This window comes from Rummeliibacillus sp. SL167, assembly GCF_007896505.1.
Lineage (GTDB): Bacteria > Bacillota > Bacilli > Bacillales_A > Planococcaceae > Rummeliibacillus > Rummeliibacillus suwonensis.
On sequence record NZ_VCBM01000003.1, the window covers coordinates 202,936 to 223,430 of the forward strand.

The window sequence follows — 20,495 nt, forward strand, 5'->3', positions numbered from 1 at the left end:
TTATTTAACGTTTTTTGCCACGTCTGAGATTTTAGATAAGTAGTCATCAATTGTGTATTTGACTGATAATGGGCTTGGTGTACCAGCGGCTGCTAGAGGTGTATTGTCTTCAATGACAACAACATTCCCTTTTTTAATAGCTGGAACTTTACCTAAAATAGGATCTTTTTGAAGCGTTTTTAATGTTGTATTATTGCCGTATACAACTAATAATTCTGTATCATTTAATGCATCTGCATTTTCTGCACTTAATTCAAGATAGAAGCTACTATCATCTTTAATTTGTTTTTTAATACCTTCAGGATATTCCATCCCTACTTCTTCTAACATTTCCCCACGTGGATCTGATGGTGTGTAGATGTAGAATTTAGATAAATCTGTTGTATTGAACATACCGAAAGCGGCTTTTTTACCTTTAATGTCTGGATATTTTGCAGCAGTATCCGCAATTAATTTTTCAGTATCTTTAATTAATTGTTCTCCTTCTTTTTCCATACCCATACCCATTGAATCGTATTTCACTTGATCACGCCATGAAGTTACCCATGGTTGATCTTTATATGCGACTACGGGAGCAATTTCACTTAACTTTTTATAATCTTCTTTTGTAATTCCAGAGTACGCAGCTAAAATCACGTCTGGTTTAGAATCAGCAATTGCTTCGTAATCTAGACCGTCCGTATCTTGATAAACGTTCGGACTTTTAGCACCGAGTTCATCTAATTTTTCTTGTGTCCAAGGTAAGATACCTGTGTCGTTATCCTTAATTCCGTAGTTAGCTGCCGAGAAACCTACAGGTACAACGCCAAGTGCTAAAGCCACATCTTGGTTCGCCCATTGAATCGTAGCAACTCGTTTTGGTTTACTTTTAATAACGGTTTCGCCAAAAGCGTGTTTGATGGTAATTGGATATTCAGCATCTGCTGCTTTAGAATCTGTTTTAGAAGCAGATTTATTGTCATCTGATTTAGATGAATCGTTTGAACAACCTACTAATGATAGGATAGCCACTATTGAAAATACTAACATTAGTATGAAGGGTACTTTTCGTTTTTTTTGCATATGTAATCTAATTCCTTTCAGTTTTCATTTGTGATGGTAACCAATGAAACATAAACTAGATGGAGAATCATCCCCTGCTCTATCATGTAAATGATTATCATTTTCAAATATAATACCCGTTTTTAATTTTATTGTCAATGACAGAATCTATGCCAGATACTTAAAAAATCTGACAATAGCATATATTTGAAGGTTTTTATTCTAATTAGGCTGACTAGTACTCACTATCTAAAAATAACTTTGCATTTTTAGGTACCCTTTATTAAAAAATAAAAAACAACCTCTTACAGATTGGATATCTGAGGGGATTGGTTTTAATGAACCTAATAATTGAACTTTTTCTTTTACCTGTAGATATAGGAGTCAAATTTATACATGATATGTTAGAATTGAGTAAATAAAAAGATACTACAAGGTCTTCCAAGCTAAGTACAATGATCACTAGGATCGATGGCTTAAAAGAGGAATCATATTAATTAGGGATTGAAGAAAATCTGGATTTCATGGAAGATCAACAACGATAGAATAATTAAAAATCAAAATAACCATCAGTAGGGGTTTTCTTCATCCCCCACTGAGCTAGAAGAACTCAGGTTAAAAGCGCCACGTCCTGTGGCAACACCTGAGGAACCAACATCTTGTTGGCCCGAACCAATCGGACTTTTATGGGCAGTTGATCCCCCACCTATCTTTCTTGTTTCTCTCTATGTCTTGAGGTGGGTGTCTTACTGTCCGTTAAAGCTAGATAAAACAAGGCAGTGTTTTCAGCATCGCCTTTATTATTGAGGGGGATTTAAATGACTGAAAACAAGTTACCTGTTTCTCCAACAATACCATTATTAATCGGTGTTGTTGCCATTTCTTTTTCATCCATTCTAGTTAAATGGTCTGAAGCCCCTGCTTCTATTTTAGGTATGTATCGATTGTTCTTCACAATCATCATTCTTTTCCTCTTTCTACCTTGGAAGCAAATGAAACATATCTCTAAAAAACTAACAATAAAAGATTGGACGTTGCTTTTTATTTCAGGCATTTTTTTAGGCCTTCACTTTTTATTTTGGATGGATTCTTTAAAACATACTACGGTTGCAAGCTCCATGATTTTAACAACGCTTGAGCCCGTCTTCGTAATGATTGGTGCATACTTTCTCTTTAAAGAAAAGACAAGTCCCATCGGATTACTCAGTGTCTGTTTAGCCATTACTGGATCAATCATTATCGCTTCTGGAGATATTGGATTATCTTCTACTGCTTTATATGGCGATTTTCTCTCTATCCTTGGTACACTAGCTGTTGCGATCCATATGTTAGCTGGACAAAACCTATGCAGAAAAATTCCCATTGTTAAAAATAATACGAAATTGCCTAACAAATTCTTAACAGCGATATCTCGATTCATGGTTCCATCTTGAAGAGCATTGATATAGGTGTTAATTGTCTTAAAAGGGACAAAATTCGAACTATATTTTATGTACTCAAGTAAAGTCAACTCATGTGCAAATCCTAATCCCCTTGAACTCATAAACAAAATGACTGCTAGTGCAAATAAATACCAAAGCTAACTTTTAAAGCAATTTTCAATAGATTCCTCAACTCTAAACCCCCTTCCCTAAACAGACATTATTCAGTGCTTGTTTTTTCTAATGCTTTTATTACTTATTTTCGAGTAACTTCTCTTGATGCATTTTTTGTATGGCCTCGTCGCGATTTGAAACTTGTAAATGCGAATATAACTGTTGAAGATAACGTTCCACGGTTCGTTGTGCAACAAACAGACTCTCAGAAATTTGTTTATTTGTATATCCTTGATTTAAATACCTTAGAAGCTGTTGTTCTTTTTTGGATAGATTCAATTTTATTTGAGCACGGTTTACCTGATGATTCACAAAGTCTAAAAAATCTTTAGAAATGACGATATTCCCATCCATCACCTCATAAACCATTCGTATTAATTCTTTTTGGGAAGCCGTTTTTGATAAAACACCATTCACTTGTTGATTTAAAACGAATGGATAATAATTGGAAATATCATCACCTGTATATAAGATGATTGCTGCTTGGGGTTGATATCCTCGGATTTTTTTAGCTAGTGTTAGACCATCAATGAGCGACATATTAACATCTACAAGATAAACATCGTATTTTTCGATTGCTATTTGAGAAATGACTTTTTGGGGATTGATTTGCGTTGATATGCATATTTCTTTTTCGTTTTGAAAGAGGGTTCTTGTCCCCTCTAAAATAAGTGGATGATCGTCAACAATAAGCAATCTAATCATTTTTTATAAACTCCTCCTCAAATACAATATGCACTTTAACTCCTTCTGATCGCTTAGTCATGATGTCAAATGAACCATTAAAAGCTTCTACACGTTCTTGAATTCCTTGCAATCCAAATGTTTCGCCCTTTTTCACCTGCTCTATATCAAATCCAACACCATTATCTTCATAGTGAATCATACATTCATTTTCCAGCTCTTCTAAGTGAATCATGATCTTCGTAGCACAGGCGTGTTTTTGAGCATTATTTAATAACTCTTGAATAATGCGATAAATGGTTAATGGTAAATCTTCGTTTTCTATATAGAGCCGATCAAAAGAATAATCCAAATCAAATTCGCTTTCAAGAGCCATTTTTCTTGCAAGCTGTTCAAGTGCGGGCTGCAATCCTTGCTTTGCAAGAAGTGGAGGTTTTAATGTTTCGCAATAAATACGTAAATTGGTAATACTTTCGATGAATTGCTGATAGATAGAACTCAACTCTGGTTGAGAAGATACAACCATATTTAATTGCCGTGCAATATAGTAATGCTTTTGTAGTATGGTGTCATGCAATTCTTGCGCCACTTTATACTTTTCCTCATCCACCCGTATATAAATAAGTTTCTTAAGCCAGTCCGGTAAAAAATCATTTTTTGTAGATACTTTTTGTAATTGCTCCATTAGCTCTTCAATAATTTTCGTGCTAGTCAGAAAATTATCAACATATGAATAAAAAAGCTCTAGCCAAACGATTTGTTCATTTTGTAGATGAATCGACTTCTTAGGAATATCAATATATAGAGAATTGGAATGCTCACAATGAATCAAACTTGTGTACTTTTCTTTTTCGATTATCATCTTCCCAATAACTAGGTGGCCTTCTTCACAGGAGGTGTCTGTCTGTCTAATCGTCACATCATTTATATGTAAATATTTTTCCACAACTTGCTTTACATTTTGCAAAGATTGTTCCAATGTATAACTCTTGCTTAATATACGAATATTTTTATATAAATCATGCATATGATTCCCTTTCATCGTAAATAAAACACTTCTGTTTTTAAAATCTAAGTGTTCTTTTATATACAATGAAATAATCGTTGATAAGAAAATAAAAATTCCTAATGAAATTAATTCAACAATAGACACATCTACCAAAAAAGATATCCCCATAATGATCCAAATAACATAAAATAAACTAATCCATCCATAGTAAATAATACGACTTATATAATAATCTAAATTAAATAAACGCTCAGTTATATGTAAGGTAATCATATTTAAAGGAATAAACAATAAAAACAATGCACAAATCTCAGCATCTACTATTGGCTTCTCTGATAATATTATTGGCAATGCGTAAAGAAATAAGATAGGGAAAAACGGAATTACGATACCAATGAATAATAATTTTAATGGCTTCAATTTAAAAATTAGAAATCCATATAAAATAAGAATAATGGTTAAAGCTAGGAAACCAGAGAAAATCGTTAGCGTAACGATTGGTTCATACATTTTAAACTTAATAGAGCATATAATTGCAGCAGGAATAAATGGTGCTACATAAAAAAGTTTAGTACCTCCAGTATTTACTTTTTTCTCTTGAAGATACGCCATATAACGAATGATGAAGTCACATAATAATACAACACAAAAAATCATGCACATGGAATTAATGATAATTCCACTACTATTATGACTGCTAGATGAATTTATACTAATATAAGCTAAAGAAGTCACCAATAAAAGAAAGATTAAATGCCTCATTAAAGGAAGGGCTAGCTTTTTTCGCATAAGATAAATAGCAATGATAAAACTGAAAATACCATATAAAGTAGGAAATACGCCTAATAATAATAAAAAATATGGGATATCCAATAAATGATATCTAACTATATGCTCTTTTCCATTTTTATCTTGAATGAGGATAAATCTTGCTGTTATAATTCGGTTGTTTTTAATCTCTGGCACATTATTTAGAGCGCTCTGATTATTCACAGAAAGTAATTGATCCCCAGATTGTATATTATTTTTTTTCATCCAATCTTCATAAATAGGGTTTTTAGGTTCTTCAATCAAATATTGACCATGACTTTTATCTAAACCTAGTCCAAAATAAGGAGTTTGGTACATATGTAATAACATAAAACTACTTAAGAATATATAAACAGCTAGACCTACAAATAAATACTTATCTCCAAATACTCTCATATGAAGTTGGTTCTTCTTCTTTGAAGGTATTTATAATATCGTTTAATTGCTCTTGATCGTATCCAATAAGTGAAATCTTCTCTTCTCTTAATAATGGTAACAAATTATTTTCTTCAATATATTGAACTAATTCCAACATGTCCAAATCCCTCTTTCTTTTCATTATTTTAAATACTTTAAAATATATTCTTTTGTAGATTTAGGCAAAGAGACCATTTCTAAAGCTTGTTTAGCTTTATTTTGATAATTTTTCTTTACAATATTACTGTATTGAAAAGCTAAGCTGTTGTTAAATATATCTACAGGGTTGCTATAGGGTATGAATAATTTTCCTTTGCACTTATAAACATTAATCAAATATTCAGTGAAAAAGGAATATCTGTTTAAAATATAGAGTATAGGGAGAGAAAATCGCCCATTTAGGAAGTCATTCTTTTCATCCCATGTTTTTAAGCAATGCATATCATTGTTCATTTGCTGTATGGCCCCTAACGCCATACTATAAGATATACAATGATCGTCAATGTGACCATCCGCTAATACTTTGCCAGTAAGACAGCTGAGAGTTGTCAAAGAGCCCGATTTATCTTCAATCATTTTCAAATAAACCTCTTCTTTTTTGCCCTCATTTTGTAAATCTAGTTGTTGTCCATTTACACTACGCATGACATATTTGCATATGATCTCTAATGCTTGATGTTTGTATTTGAAAGATGTCTTTAAAATAATCGACATGCATTTATGCAACATATATAAAACGGTATTCAAAGAATAAGAAGGATTTTTCATCCAAATTTCTTGAGAATCCTTATCTTGTAAATCATCCACAATGTCCAAGGATAGTATGAGCATTTCAATGGCAGCAGCCACTAAATAAATTTCTAAATTTTCCTCCTGTGAAAAACTTTCAAAATGGAGCACACATAAAGTGCCAAAAGGACGCTCCTCTACAGATTTAGTGCGCACATAATTAGAGATTAATACTTTTAAGTCTTCTTCAAGATCTTTATCATTTTGGATGATTTCTTCTAAAAAAAATTAATCTTATTCTGTATGACAACAATATCCATTGAATCCCTCCGTTGCTCTATAAAGTTGATATATCATGGCTCACACCATTTTGAAGGGCTGAAAAATGAATTTCAACCCAATATATCCATTATTATTTCTAACCATTGATGTGTACTTATCACTCTTACACAGTCATTGATAGAGCTAAAACGAGTGATGGTGAATCTCTACGATGCTCCTCCAAAAAAATTTAAGTCGAATGCTTTTATGAACACTAACTTCTCTGCGTCATTCTACCGATAAATCAAACAGTGAATGGGTTCAATTCAATGCATTTCAACTGTTTCCAAAAAACAATATGTATTTATAATTATTTACATTTAATAATGTTAGCACAAAATACCCAAATAGCAAGGACATTTTTTGACGTTGCACCGTCAAAAAATTGACGGTACCCTGACAGAATATTGTCGTTGCGATGTCAGAATGATGAATGGTAGGATTTTTGTAAAAGCTAATGTTTGTACTAAGTAGATACAAATCCAGCAAGCATAATCTATTACCAGAATTTTTGAGACTGTTGGATTTAGTTCCAAGTCAAAATAAAATGCTAGAATCCTACTCTTTTGGTATGAAAAAGAAAATCCAAATTGCTATCGCTATTGCGTCAAATACTGACTATATTATTGCAGATGAAATTTTTGGAGGTCTAGATTTTGAAACGGTTATTTTAGTTCAGGAAATTTTTGACATTTTAAGTAAGAAGAAAATAATAATCGTTGTTTCACACGAACAAAATACACTGGATAAATTTCCTAGTGATATTCGATTAATGCGTCATGGCACTCTTACTCACTTTGAAGGATCACCCAATGAATTAAATAATTTTATCAAACAGGAAGGAGTACTGCATGATAAACTCGTTGAAATTCAGCAACGTTTTGGACATTGAATCTTTTCATGCAACACTCAAAAAAGAAGAGATTTATAGAAAACGATATTCAACCTTTGAAAAGGCAAGAATCGCATTATTTCAATATATTGAAGGTTGGTATAATCGCAAACGAATTCATAGTGGAATTGGTTACCTCACGCCAGAAGAATTCGAAAAGATATGCCGACTTTCAGCATAAGAATCAAGGCTAGAGATAACCCCTTCCATATTTTTTGGACGCAACTTCCATGAACTACTCGCTTCACATCCCAAGTAGGCGGTCAAGGCTCTTTTCACTTTGACGGGCTACTTGGGATGTGAAACACTCAAAAATGGAGGTTGCGCAGAACAAAAAAATAAACTTTTGTGTGACCAGAAACTTGACGTAGATCCAAAATATATCTAAGTTTTAAAGTTTACTTCAAAATTTTCATTAAACTATTATAAATATTTATTTCTCCTGCATAATTAAACTCTTCTAACCTCGACTCCTCACGAATTCCAGCATCTAAATATTTTAATATATTCTCTACCTTAGGTTTTGTATTTGTGACAGAATATATATATGAAATAATATACCCCAAAGCTCCTGTAACATGAGCCGCTGATAAACTTGTACCATAACAAAGTACATATCCTTTTGGTAAACCCAAATTAGAATTTAAAGCATCAAAGTCAGAAAGATACGTAGGATATGTAGTTAAAATCGATTCATTTAAAGTTTCTAATTTAAATTCTCCTCCAGGTGCCAAATACTTTACATACCCATAATTAGAAAATGTACTCTTATTCCCTAACCTATCAGTAGAACCAATAGTTAAAAAATTTTGATACGAATTTAGTTTATTTCTTTTAAGAATATAATTTTTGTTTCCAGCCGCCATAACAATAATTATATTTTTCTTAAACGCCTCAGCGATTATATTTTCAAGAGCACTTAAAGCTTCTTCTGATAGCTTTTTCATCGGAAAAGACATACTTAGATTAATAATATGTACATTTAAATCAATAGCATACTTTAAAGCTCTTAATAATAACCTAAATTTATAGTGAGAGTAATCTGTAATCTTACATATAATTAAATTGCTCTGATGATATACACCATTTATTAGTTTATCTGCACATATAACCCCTGCAACCATAGTACCATGACCATTATTATCCAAAATATTTTTTGAGTTATCAATAAAATTATACGAATTTTTATGATCAATTTTCCCTTTAAATTCTTCGTGAGTGTAATCTATTCCACTATCAATTATTGCAATGTTAATTTTTTCATGTAAATCTAAAACATTATAACTTTTAAAATCTTGTGTAATTTTTTTAATGTTCCATTGAAAAGAATTGAAATTCAAGTTTTCAAATTTCTTCATACTTTCTTATGTTTCGGTACAGAAGCATTAATTTGCGTAATGATTCTGTCAGCGAGTTCATCAATTTGGGCTCTTTTTTTAACAGGTGAGTCTAAAATGATTTGAGCGACATCACCATCTTCAAATAATAGATTATTTTCTTCATATTTTTTTAAAAGTGCTGGGTGTGATTTCCCAATCTTTTTCATTTTAGATTTTATTTTTTTCTCATCACTTTTGAAATCAACCGAAGTGAAAAAATTGTAAAGTAAATCCCATACAAGTTCAATAATAATCATTGAAAAACCTCCTATTTAGTTAATAGATTGTGTATTTACAAAAGAAGCATATTTTTTATGGTGTTTCATTAATTCTGAGTGTGTACCAATACCTGTAACTTCGCCATTATCTAAAAAAACAATTTGTGCAGCATTTTTAATCGTTGATAGTCGATGTGCAATAACGATTGTAGTGCGGTTTTTAATTAAATTATCGATTGCCTCTTGTACAAGTTTTTCGCTTTCGCTATCTAAACTAGAAGTGGCTTCATCTAATAATAAAATTTTGGGTTGTCGTAACAATGCTCTTCCAATTGCTATACGCTGCTTTTGCCCCCCCTGATAATTTGACGCCTCTTTCTCCAATAATTGTGCTGTAGCCATTCTTAAGTTTATCAATAAAGTTTTTCGAATTTGACATGATTGAAGCATTATCCAATTCTTCTTGAGTGTATTTTTTACTTAAGCCATAAGTGAGATTTTCTTCAATAGTCCCATTTATCATGGCATTTTCTTGCATGACATAACCTATGATGCTCCGCCATTCTTTTAGATGATATTGAGAAATATCAGGTGTGTTGATTATCTATTTTATTCCAATTAAATATAGACAAAAAGAGAGATTCCTCTTGTAAAATGTAAGTACGACCAAACATTTACGAAACGAGGAATCTCTTATGAACAAGCATACCATGTTCCAAAATATGATTCAAAACTTTCTTTCAGAAACCGAGCTACAATCCATTTTAAAAGAATTCAACTATGCAGAGACAGCGCGCAAATGCACCGTTTCTACACTCCTTTCATATCTTGTCGCAGCTGCGGCGAATGAGTGGAAAAGCTTACGACATTCGGCTGATGTAGGTGCCAGCTTTGGATTAGTTTCCGTCGACCATTCGTCCCTTTCTAAGCATATGAAGGCGCTCGATTATGCCATCATCAAGCGCATTTTTGAAGTCCTCATTGGGAAGTTGAATCGTGCTACACAACGGTCTTTGAAGATGCCGAAAACCCTTTTGTCCATTGATTCCACAACGATTACGGTGGGGAAGACACGCTTACCGTGGGCGGTTTATCACGGTGAACGTTCCGGCATTAAATTGCACGTTAGCTTCTCGAATGAAACCGGTATGCCTCTTCAAATCGTTGAAACAACAGGCTTAAAGCATGATGGACCCATAGGTAAACAACTCGAAGACAAGCGCTTTATTCTTGTCGGAGACCGCGCTTATTTTTCGATTGATAAAGTGGATTCGTACGTAAAAGACGGGCAAGATTTTGTTTTTCGTTTGAAAGACAACATACAATTTAGTCGTAAAAAATCACTCAAAGGCAGTCGTACCAATAGTTCTAACGTGACGGCTGATTTCACATGCATCATCGGTACATCACAAAAACAAACACAAAAGCGTCATCGTGTCGTTCAATTTACGGATTATGAAGGAAAAGAAATGCGTGTGGTGACGAGTTTGATGAATGTCACGGCGGAAGAAATAGCCAATATGTACAAGTCTCGTTGGGCGATTGAAACGTTTTTCCGCTGGATCAAACAAAATTTAAACGTACCTGTGTTGTTTGGCACGACGAAAAATGCGGTGTTCAACCAACTATTCGCAGCGCTCATTGCGTATGTTTTATTGAAATGGTTGTACGTTCAAGTTCGTAAACAAATCAACCGAAAACCCTTGTCACTCACAGGATTTCAGCGATTGCTTCTTTGTGATGCTTTGCTTTTTGAATGGCGGCTGACACTCAAAGAAATCATCGAAAGGCATCGTTTGGTTTATGATGAAACTGTATAATTTTGGTTAATCAACACACGTGTATTAATATATATTTCTTCGATCGAATTATCTTTTTTAATTCCTCCGCCTGTATGATAACTTAAATAAAAACCTGTTTTTGTTTCATATAATAATTCATTTGTTTGTAATTTTAAATATCTAAATACTTGTGAATCACTTTCTATTAAATTTATGTATTGTCCTAACCATTCCTCACTAATTCGAATTTTATATTGAATTAGATCATTGTCTATTCTGTCTATGGATTGTTCATTTGTAGTATTAAAACTAGCAACCCCAACTGTTGAAAAAGTACTAAATGGCGTTGCACGTGTATGAAATCTTATAAAATATTTAATTACAGTTAAAAATATTTTTTCTATCTGATTTTCTCTTTTTTTAGATAAATTATGTAAATTATTATAAAGTGAATTACTTGCAGTTTTTAAGCTTATTTTAAAATCTTCATCTTTTAATAACTCTTTTATAATTTCCGTTTTAGTAAAACCTTTTTTCACCATTTTTTCTAATTCGAAAAAACCGTATATTGGTTTATTAGGAAATCTAATTGAAGCATATTCACCTAACTCTACAGATAAATTGTCTAACATTTTTCCACCTCAATATTGATTTTAGATAAATTATAAAAATAATGTAAGAAAATACGGAATTTTTTTATTTTTTAAGTTAATTATTTATTAATAAGTATGTGTTTATTTAAGTAAATAAGTACAGATTACGCTCCACAGAAAATTGTGCATTGACAAGTACAACTTGTTTTACAAGTTACTTTAGTGACAAGCTTTGTAACTGCTTCCCACGTTTCAAGTTCTCCAGTTGCTTCCATTGCATCAGACGAAATTTCAAAGTCCAATTCAAAATCATTCTTATTTAAGTTAAATTCAAAATCATTAGCTTTATTCATACAATTATCCCCTTTATAGCCCCGTATATCTTACATAAATTAAAAATTGTACCATTTATTGAAATGTTTATCAAGAAAAATATGGTATTAATTACTTTAATAGAGAAACAGAAGTGAAAAATGCCACGTCCTGTGTCCTGTGGCAACACCTGAGTGACCAACATTCTGCCCGCCCGAACTAATCGGACGCGTGCGGAAGTTGATCCCCTCCCCCACCTATTTTCTCGTTTCTCTCTAAAGCTTGTGGTGGGGTCTTACTGCCCGCTACGCAAGATAAAAGTTGATATATCACATTTTGAAAGGCTGAAAAACGAATTTTAAGCCCAGATATCCATCATTTATTGCTAAATATCGATCTACTCATTATTCTTTCGAAACCCTTTACTAGAGGTATATGTAGAACTGCCCAATCTTTTGTCATATACCGCTACACGTTAGATCTATGCAATATTCCCACAAAATCTCTAAGTCAATGAAAGTATTTAGCACTGAATCCTCTATGTCATCCTCGATTGATTGAACGACGAAATCACGAAATTTATTTCAGTATACTTATACTATTACCAAAAATAATACACCTTTATAATTATTTACATATCTTAGCACAAAATGTCCAAATGACAAGGACATATTTTTGTCGGTGTACCGTCTGAATTTTGTCGTTGCGATGTAGGAATGATGGATGTTAAACTTTTACTAAAATTGAGTATAAAATTACCAATGTTGTAATCAAGTTTATACATATGATATTTATTGGTGTACCTTAAAAAGACTTTAATCATAAATTTCTATTTAATTCTTAATGCATGAAAAGAAAGTTAAGAAGGTATGAAAACAAAAGAGGAAAAATTTATGAAAATTTGTAAAAAAGACAAAAATAAAAAATTATGGTTATGATTATTAACTATCTTTTGTCAGAAAAGAGGTGTTATTAAATGAAGGTTAACCCAAACTTTATTATAGAATCCTGTGAAGATAATAAAATATTTCTAAGTAATCGAAAATCATGCAAAGGTTACTATATTTATTTAAATGAGGAACAAATAGCATGTTTAACTGAACAACGAATAGAATCACTCACTACCATTGGATTCTATGATGAAGCTATATATAAGAGACCGCATTTAATTAATAAATTAATATCATTCCGATACCCTATAAAAGAGCAAATTCTACTTTCTATTACTTTATGGTTAATGGCACTAGGATTAATGGGTACTATTATTTCAATTTGGTGTGCATGGCCTATTATAAGGGAAATGTCAGCGCTTAGGATAGATAAGCAGACTTTTATAAAAGCGACTATGATATTTATAATTGGCATTATTTTAATTCATGAAATGTTTCACGTTATAAGTGCTAGACTTCAAAATATTGAAGTTTTTTCGATATCATTTAAGTTAAAGTATTATTTTATTCCCATTTGCTACGTCAAAATTATTCCAACAGGAAATGATATAAAGAGAGCCAATATTGCTTTCGCAGGTAATATCGCAGACTTTTTCCTAATAATACTTTATATCAGTATTTTTATAACAACTAAAAATCCTATGTGGTTAGTTGTATTATCGCTCCAATCTACTATGAGTTTATTAAATTATAATATCTTTTTTCCAACAGATTTTTATATTGGTCTTTTTTCTATATTAAAAAAACCTAATTTCCGTGTCCAATCAGTAAAATTTACTAAGCTAGTCCTTACCAAAAAAGCTAAACTTAAAAGAAAGGAACATTTGATACAGTTAATATATGGAATATCTTTTTATGGAATTTTAGTATTTTTTATAGTTATGTCGGCATTAAATGTAATGCTTTGGATTATGCGAGGTGGTAGTGAATGAATCAAACTCTTTGTATGAAACGAGAGACTTTATTTAAAACAGAATCCTTGCAATTATTGAGGGACGACGCTTTACAAATGTATACACAGTGGCGGTCTTTTAAAAATCAACTCGAACAAAATAATATACAACTTCTACAGATGTTACACGCAAAAACTAAGAAACTTTACGAACAGAATCAGTTACAAGAGATAAAGGCTTTTCTAAATGTTAAAAAAACGCTAAAAAAGCATCGCAATATCCCACAAAAAATTGTTAACAATTTAAACGATAAACAAATACAAGTACAATGTAGAACTTATAATGAGATATTTGAATTAGTAGAATCGATAACAAAAAAGGTTGAACAAGCATTTTCAGTGAAGGTAAATCGTTATAAACCATTTTTAAATCAGATAAAATTTCAGCAAGCACTTTTTATTACTGCTTTCGATGCATATGCACAGCTTACCAATCCTGAAATCACAAAGGAATCGATTAACCGAGCGCGATATCGCTTTATTCAACGTGCAACTGTGAAAACCAGTCCTCTAAGTTACTTAGGGAAAACTACCTATTTAAGTAATCATCCCGCAGAAATCGAACAAATAAAGTTAAATAATGTAGTGAAGTATTTACTGTTGATGGCATCTTTACACAACGAAAATCTAGATCAAGTACTCCAAATTACGGTACGTCCACCAATAAAAAAATGTAATGGAGTAGAAGCTATCTACTATGAGAAAAATTATTTGTTAAAAGATATAGATTGGGTGCTAAAACAAGATGATTTATTACACCAAAAAGATATTGTTAAATTTATGTTATCTATACAACATTGCAAAAATCCAGCCCAAGTAAAGAAACATGTTACTCGACATCCATTCTTAACTTATGAGTTATTAATTAATAACGGACTGGTTATTCCCGACTTTAATTTTTATTATAGTAATGATAATTCTTTTTACGTTTTTTTACAAAAAATTTTTACCGATAGTGAGCAAGCATTATTTTATCCACCATCAATACAAGAAGTAAATTATGAAAAATTAAAAGAGCTGTTAATAGGTTATATAGAGCAATATAGTAGTGATTATTATGGACAGAGTTTTGAAGAAAAATTGCAGGAACTACCTCTATTTTATCATGATAATATTGCATTAGAAAATTTTAATATTCCAAAGATAGATAAAAAATTTCTTCAAAATATTTTCGATAATTACATAATTGTCAACAGACAATGTTATATGCTTCATCAATTATTAATTGCGAACAAGAAGATATATGATGGACAAACGGTATTGTCTCTCCTTATTGATTTACATGAAAAGTTACAGTATAAAAAATCGAAAATGCCAATTAATCCTCGCCCATTTAGGACAACAATGAAAAAAAACGCTCTTCTTTATTTACAACAGGAAAAAGACAACTCTTTAATTTTAAATAATCTCAATATTGGCGGAGGTAGCGTATTTCACCGCTATGGGCATCTATTTGATGACAATATTAAAACAAACTTAAAAACATATTATAACAATCTATTTACCTCATCATATCCAATTTATGAACTGGTGATTGACGAGGAAATTTCAAATCATATGGATGTTGGAAAATCAATATTTCCAAAATTAAGATGGCCAGACAATTTTTCAGATGTAACACTTCAAATTACGGATGATGATATTACATTTATGCGAGCTGGAAAACCGATTCAATTAATATATGTAGGTACAGTCCCTTATCACTTATTTACGGGTATTAAAAGTCATCTATTGCATTTAATTCATCCTTGGACAATTGATGTGGAAAATTTAGAGCGTTTAAACGGAAGGCGTTGTACTAAGTTAAACTGGTCATCAATTTGTACTACAGATAAGATTTCTAATACCACTTTTTACTATGCAATTACGGAATATTTCACAAAACAGCAATTGCCATTCGAATTTTTTATCAAGAAAAAATGGGTCAATTTCAAAGTAAGAAAACCAATTTGGATTTCCTTATATTCTGTAGAATCTGTTAAAGTTTTGAAACACTTATTGTTAGAAGAGCAATCTATTGAAATAGAAGAAGTAAAACCAAAACTTTCAGGAGATCGCGTAGAAGAGTTTTGCATATTAACAACGGAAGGAGCGTTGTAAATGTGGTATAGCTATCATATCTACACGCAAGACCGAGCGTTATTTTTAGACAATTTGAATTATTTGCAAAATTATTTTCAATACAGCGAGTTTTTCTTTATTCAATATTTGGACCCTATAGGATTTCATTTTCGATTACGTGTACGTTGCTCTGAAATAGAGTGTGTTGAGAGAGAGATAAAATCTCTATTTATAAATAGTCGTGTTTTAAAAAAGATTTATGATCCAGAATACAATGTATTTATGGAGACATTATCGATTTATGAAGAATTTTCGGTTAAACTAACTAAATTTTTAGTCGAAAATAGAGAAATTGCACCACATCATTATATAAATGATGTAATAAAACAGCTATTATGCTATTTTCACTGCAATCATAGTCAATTTATTTATAACTATTCAACATACTGGGATGGATATGTTCGCTTCCAGACTGAAGAGAAAAAACGGATACTTTTTGAGCAATTAAGAGAAACTCTTGAGATTCCAGCATTTACGAATGTTATGTTGTCATTAAATTCTTTGGAAGAACATCATTTAAATAAGGAGTTATGCTTTAAGTTTCTGCATATGACACTCAATAAATGTGGATTTAGTATTCCAGATGAACTGAATATTTTATCAGAATATTCTAGAAATAATCTAAATTAAATAAAATTATTATAAAGGAGAAAAATATGGATAACAAATATGAAAAATTTATTATGAGCAAACGAAATTTTATACCACCTAGAGGTATGCAAAAAACAAATATTGGAATTGTACACATTACAAATATCAATCATTATCGAACAGTAAATGAAAAATTTCAATTACCAGGTATAATTTCAAACTTATCAGGTGCTGGGACAGGTGATACTCCAAAACAGGCAATGTTTTTAGCAACAATGGAGGCATATGAACGATTAGCTAATAGCATTCCAACAAAGCGAACTATATTAGCGACTGAAAAGGAATTAAAGGGCCTTGCTGTACCACTTCATGACTTTCCTCAAATAAGTGAAGGAGAGACAAAAAGTAATTTACAACAAGGAAATAGCACTAAAAAAATTCGATGGTGTGAATCATATAATGCTACCATTAATAATGTTTGTTATATTCCTCAAGTTTATATTAATTTATTTACACAATTTGAACATGAAGGTGAAAATATTACACACCCGATCTCAACTGGCTGTGCTATTCATCAAAACTATATTGATGCAGTTATTAACGGTATTTATGAAGTAATTGAACGTGATGGCATTGCATTATTTTGGCTGTTGAAAAGACCACTTAAGGAAGTGACTAAAGATAGTTATCCAGAAGATCTTAATGTATTCGCTAACCCATTCTTAGGAAGGACTACACTCTATGAAGCATCGACAATAGACAGTGTTCATACATTTTGTTTACGTGCTGAGACCAGGCATTCTAAAAAAATAAAAAATGTATTTATGTTCTCAACAAATATAAGTCCCAAAAAAGCCATTCATAAAATTAAAAAAGAGTTAATTTCAGTTATTTATAGCCTTGTACATTCTTTGCCAAAACAAGAGGAGCTACTTAGTCGCTCTTATGATTTATTTTATCATGTGGATGAAGGAGCCTTACTAATGGCTCATGAGTCAATGGATCACAAATTTTCTTTTTTGGAAGGAAACGGAAATTCACAATTTCCAGCTGAGAAAATAGTTTTTCAATCCAATATGGAAGAGCTTCAATACTTACTCTCTTGCTTGGAGGAACAAGGTCATACCGTTTATATAACAGATTTAACGACGCGTGAATGTAGAGAGAAGAATTTGCGTGCAGTAAAGGTAACGATACCTTCATTACAACCGATTTCCTTTATTTATTCTGCTCGTTATTTAAAGAGTAACCGTTTAAAAACCTTTGCTACCCAAATGTATGGTTATTATGATGAAAATCTTGTAAATAAAGAACCTTTACCATTTTCTTAATAAAGGAACGGAGGACAAGCTATGAACTATATAATTTCTGGTATTGGAATAAGTCAGCATACTATTTTTGAAGAATTAAAACGAACAAAGCTTAACGTAAAGCAAGTCGAATACTCTCAATTTACAGCACAAAATGATGATCTTGCGTTAATCATTTACGATGGTATACAAATAAACCAATGCACTGAGTTTTTATCTAAACATAGTATCGATGTAATACCAATCTTTGTGGATATTGATCGTATTATGATACCAGGATATTTTAAGAGACAAGAAGAGGAGAATATTGTTTGTTGGGAATGTGCATTAGCACGAATGAAGGAGTATTTCTTCCATTCAAAAATGTATGAAGTACTAATTTCAAATGACAATGTATTTCCCAAAATATACTTTCTACCGGAGGAAATAGCAATATTTTGTGAACAACTTAAAGCTTTTATTGAAAATCCAAGTTTTCATCACTCCATTGCTAATTTCTCATTTGATTATCTCAGTATGGTATTTAGAGAAATATCAGGCTATACAAATTGCCCAAATTGTGATAGGCATGATAGCGGTTTAGAAGAATTGATACATTTTATGGAAGGTGGGAGAAAATATGTCACTTCTTTTAACTGATCCAATGGTACATTTTCCCTCTGAGCCACAATTCTTACCTAATATCACTGTAATAATGGAAGAAGCTGTTACAATTTCCGGAAGTGTTGATGGCCCTTTCAGATTAAACGGAACAAAAGCTAAAGAACTTGTCAGTGATTTATTCCCATTATTAAAAGAGGGTATGTCTCTAGAAGAATTATATAAAAAAAGTTGTTTTTCAGAAGAAGAAGTTAATCAGTTACTAGAAATTTTATTTGTTAAGAGTTGTTTAATGCAGAAAATGGACCATTCGTTATTAGATCGTACAGATTATTTTTATTTAAGAAATATTGCCAAATATAAAAATCATGATAGTTTAAAGTCTCTAAAAGAATATTTAGATAATAGTTATATTTACATCATTGGAAAAAATTCAACGTTAATTGAATCTCTAAAAAAAAGGCTTAAAGCATTCAAAATCCGTATTTTGACTCTTCAAGAAAGCAGCGAAATCGAAAATTTGTCAAATAAAAATTCCTTATGTATTTATTTTGCTAATGATTTTCAAGAATCTTCGCTGAACAATATTATTCAGTATATGGATGTGTTTTATATTCATCTTGAGAAGCAACAGATCGGACCTGTATTTTCTAAAAAAGGAATTTTACCGTATCAATATATTCAAGCTATAAAGACTTTACAGATAGATTCAATAGCAGAGGAAGTGAATGAAGAGGAGTTCTTGAACTATATAACTTTATATGCCATACGTAAGGTTGGTAAATTATTAAATACATCATTAATCGAAGGCTTCTATAAAAGAGAAATGAATGGCCTGAAATATTATTCAATAAAGAATGAATTGTACAAGCATGAAGATCCACATTTTATTAGATATGAACAATATATACAATTTCCTGCAAGCAAATTCATTAACGCATCTTCACACTTAGCGCACTATAAGCCAAAAAATTTAAAACTTTCTACCAATAATCAAATATCCTTCTTATGGAAAGTAGTAGCAAGCAATAAAGTACCTAATACAATTGATTTATTCATGCGAAAAACAGTTGGCTACAAAAACCAGCAATTCAAGTATAAACGTTTTACTCCTAGTGGAGGAAATATTAATTCAAACTTATTATTCTATGTTAATAATGAAGAGGATGCATTCGATGGTAAGGGTATATATTTTTATCACAATAATGATGATTCATATTATCAACTTCTAGATGATTCGATGCATGATATCACTAATTTCGCAAGACTTATTGGAGGGAATAAATCTTCATCTGCTAAAGGATATTTTCTTATTGGGAATGATGTTGATATCATAGCGGAAAAGTACGATGAGTTTAGTTTCAAAATTGCAAATTTAAATACAGGCATTTTACTTTCACATATGTTGTCATTATCACAATATACTAATATTCAAATTAAAGTCCATACACAATTTAATGAGAAAGCAATACTACATCTTTTAGGTATTGAACTTTCTAACGAAATAATTAACTTTGTTTTAGAGGTGATCTAAATGTATGAACAGTATGTAAGAAAGAGTAGAAATAATTTCAGTGAATCAATTTTATCACCAACACTAACAAGTGAAGATTGGCCATTTCCATTATCAAAAGAGGAGTTCATCGATACAATTTCAAAGCGAAAATCTTTTCGCTTATTTAATGTAAAAGAACGCCAGTTAACAATAGAACAGCTAGGGGAATTAGCAACTCATGCAACACAATGCATTAAACATTTTAATTTGCAACATATTTTGAACGTTTGCTTTATAGATCAAGCAAACTTGCTTTCAGCAAAAGAACGTTCGGTTTATGTGCGCTTGCAACAAGGATGGAAGAAGAGCTGTAAGCTAATGTCAGACCTGAATATAGAAGAAACTCTATACTTACAGAAAGAAATGCATCAAGCAAGTGGAGTTTTTTACTTCGAGTGGGATGTGAACCTTATTAGAGAGTTTGATCGATTAATAGATTATCGTTTTATGTTAGCAATCAGTGCACTACTTGGTCATCAGCTTAGCTTAAAGGCTTCAGAATTAAAACTTCTAGGAACGGTGTTTGCCGGTTTAACTCTAATTGAATATTTAGAAGAAATCCAACAAAGTAGAGAAATGAATCATTTACCTCTTTTTGCCTTTGCAATTCAATAATAATTCTTTCAAGGAGGATT

The 20,495-nt window shown here is 31.5% G+C and carries 20 protein-coding genes and 1 pseudogene; 11 read left to right on the top strand and 10 right to left on the bottom strand.

The window, feature by feature from the left end; all coding sequences use genetic code 11:
- A complete protein-coding gene (locus FEZ13_RS14345) occupies positions 1-1,062 on the bottom strand; it encodes an iron-siderophore ABC transporter substrate-binding protein (protein WP_146553253.1) in 1,062 nt (353 codons plus the stop codon).
- Positions 1,063-1,859: 797 nt separating this feature from the next.
- On the opposite strand from FEZ13_RS14345, the gene FEZ13_RS14350 reads away from it, so the two are divergent.
- A complete protein-coding gene (locus FEZ13_RS14350; protein WP_146553254.1) occupies positions 1,860-2,474 on the top strand; it encodes a DMT family transporter in 615 nt (204 codons plus the stop codon).
- Between the two features lie 240 nt (positions 2,475-2,714).
- Here FEZ13_RS14350 and FEZ13_RS14355 read toward each other — a convergent pair whose 3' ends face one another.
- From FEZ13_RS14355 to FEZ13_RS14365, 4 genes are read right to left on the bottom strand one after another with little or no spacing between them, the layout of a single operon-like run.
- Positions 2,715-3,341: a response regulator transcription factor gene (locus FEZ13_RS14355; protein WP_146553255.1), complete on the bottom strand. Its 627-nt coding sequence runs from the start codon at positions 3,339-3,341 to the stop codon at positions 2,715-2,717.
- A complete protein-coding gene (locus FEZ13_RS14360; RefSeq protein ID WP_146553256.1) occupies positions 3,334-5,535 on the bottom strand; it encodes a sensor histidine kinase in 2,202 nt (733 codons plus the stop codon). Before FEZ13_RS14360 ends, FEZ13_RS14355 begins: the two co-directional genes overlap by 8 nt.
- Entirely contained in the window at positions 5,516-5,674 is a 159-nt protein-coding gene (locus FEZ13_RS19655; protein WP_186725935.1) for a hypothetical protein, read from the bottom strand. The genes FEZ13_RS14360 and FEZ13_RS19655 overlap by 20 nt, the downstream gene beginning before the upstream one ends.
- A gap of 23 nt (positions 5,675-5,697) precedes the next feature.
- Positions 5,698-6,501, bottom strand: a complete 804-nt coding sequence (locus FEZ13_RS14365) for a polyprenyl synthetase family protein (RefSeq protein ID WP_370467709.1) — start codon at positions 6,499-6,501, stop codon at positions 5,698-5,700.
- 625 nt (positions 6,502-7,126) lie between these two features.
- On the opposite strand from FEZ13_RS14365, the gene FEZ13_RS14370 reads away from it, so the two are divergent.
- Positions 7,127-7,498: an ATP-binding cassette domain-containing protein gene (locus FEZ13_RS14370; protein ID WP_255473183.1), complete on the top strand. Its 372-nt coding sequence runs from the start codon at positions 7,127-7,129 to the stop codon at positions 7,496-7,498.
- Positions 7,494-7,679, top strand: a pseudogene (locus tag FEZ13_RS14375) (IS3 family transposase); the annotation flags it as partial. The gene FEZ13_RS14370 and the pseudogene FEZ13_RS14375, both read left to right, overlap by 5 nt.
- Positions 7,680-7,896: 217 nt before the next feature.
- Here FEZ13_RS14375 and FEZ13_RS14380 read toward each other — a convergent pair.
- From FEZ13_RS14380 to FEZ13_RS14390, 3 genes are read right to left on the bottom strand one after another with little or no spacing between them, the layout of a single operon-like run.
- Positions 7,897-8,856 carry a S8 family peptidase gene (locus FEZ13_RS14380; RefSeq protein ID WP_146553258.1) on the bottom strand — a complete coding sequence of 320 codons (960 nt, stop codon included), beginning with the start codon at positions 8,854-8,856 and terminating at the stop codon, positions 7,897-7,899.
- Positions 8,853-9,134, bottom strand: coding sequence for a hypothetical protein (locus FEZ13_RS14385; protein ID WP_146553259.1), 282 nt, complete (start codon positions 9,132-9,134; stop codon positions 8,853-8,855). Before FEZ13_RS14385 ends, FEZ13_RS14380 begins: the two co-directional genes overlap by 4 nt.
- Before the next feature lie 15 nt (positions 9,135-9,149).
- On the bottom strand, positions 9,150-9,545 hold the full coding sequence (locus FEZ13_RS14390) for an ATP-binding cassette domain-containing protein (protein ID WP_255473184.1): 396 nt from the start codon (positions 9,543-9,545) through the stop codon (positions 9,150-9,152).
- Between the two features lie 245 nt (positions 9,546-9,790).
- Between FEZ13_RS14390 and FEZ13_RS14395 the strand changes: the two genes are divergently transcribed.
- Positions 9,791-10,915 (top strand): IS4 family transposase, encoded by a 1,125-nt coding sequence (locus FEZ13_RS14395; protein ID WP_146553260.1) that lies wholly within the window; start codon positions 9,791-9,793, stop codon positions 10,913-10,915.
- Here FEZ13_RS14395 and FEZ13_RS14400 read toward each other — a convergent pair.
- Both FEZ13_RS14400 and FEZ13_RS14405 read right to left on the bottom strand, forming a co-directional pair.
- Complete coding sequence (locus tag FEZ13_RS14400; protein ID WP_146553261.1) at positions 10,897-11,508, bottom strand: lantibiotic dehydratase; 612 nt, start codon at positions 11,506-11,508, stop codon at positions 10,897-10,899. The genes FEZ13_RS14395 and FEZ13_RS14400 overlap by 19 nt on opposite strands.
- A 125-nt stretch (positions 11,509-11,633) precedes the next feature.
- Positions 11,634-11,822 carry a hypothetical protein gene (locus FEZ13_RS14405; RefSeq protein ID WP_146553262.1) on the bottom strand — a complete coding sequence of 63 codons (189 nt, stop codon included), beginning with the start codon at positions 11,820-11,822 and terminating at the stop codon, positions 11,634-11,636.
- Positions 11,823-12,757: 935 nt separating this feature from the next.
- Between FEZ13_RS14405 and FEZ13_RS14410 the strand changes: the two genes are divergently transcribed.
- Genes FEZ13_RS14410 through FEZ13_RS14440 form a run of 7 tightly spaced genes read left to right on the top strand, consistent with a single transcriptional unit; the run spans position 12,758 to position 20,475 of the window.
- Positions 12,758-13,663 (top strand): zinc metalloprotease, encoded by a 906-nt coding sequence (locus FEZ13_RS14410; protein WP_146553263.1) that lies wholly within the window; start codon positions 12,758-12,760, stop codon positions 13,661-13,663.
- The gene (locus FEZ13_RS14415) at positions 13,660-15,783 is read left to right on the top strand and encodes a hypothetical protein (protein WP_146553264.1); all 2,124 of its coding nucleotides are present in this window, start codon (positions 13,660-13,662) and stop codon (positions 15,781-15,783) included. The genes FEZ13_RS14410 and FEZ13_RS14415 overlap by 4 nt, the downstream gene beginning before the upstream one ends.
- Positions 15,784-16,434, top strand: a complete 651-nt coding sequence (locus tag FEZ13_RS14420) for a lantibiotic dehydratase C-terminal domain-containing protein (protein WP_146553265.1) — start codon at positions 15,784-15,786, stop codon at positions 16,432-16,434.
- A gap of 26 nt (positions 16,435-16,460) precedes the next feature.
- On the top strand, positions 16,461-17,726 hold the full coding sequence (locus tag FEZ13_RS14425) for a YcaO-like family protein (protein ID WP_146553266.1): 1,266 nt from the start codon (positions 16,461-16,463) through the stop codon (positions 17,724-17,726).
- 21 nt (positions 17,727-17,747) lie between these two features.
- Positions 17,748-18,344 (top strand): hypothetical protein, encoded by a 597-nt coding sequence (locus FEZ13_RS14430; protein WP_146553267.1) that lies wholly within the window; start codon positions 17,748-17,750, stop codon positions 18,342-18,344.
- On the top strand, positions 18,325-19,839 hold the full coding sequence (locus tag FEZ13_RS14435) for a cytoplasmic protein (protein ID WP_146553268.1): 1,515 nt from the start codon (positions 18,325-18,327) through the stop codon (positions 19,837-19,839). Before FEZ13_RS14430 ends, FEZ13_RS14435 begins: the two co-directional genes overlap by 20 nt.
- Positions 19,840-20,475: a hypothetical protein gene (locus tag FEZ13_RS14440; RefSeq protein WP_146553269.1), complete on the top strand. Its 636-nt coding sequence runs from the start codon at positions 19,840-19,842 to the stop codon at positions 20,473-20,475. It begins immediately after the preceding gene.
- Positions 20,476-20,495: the final 20 nt, after the last annotated feature.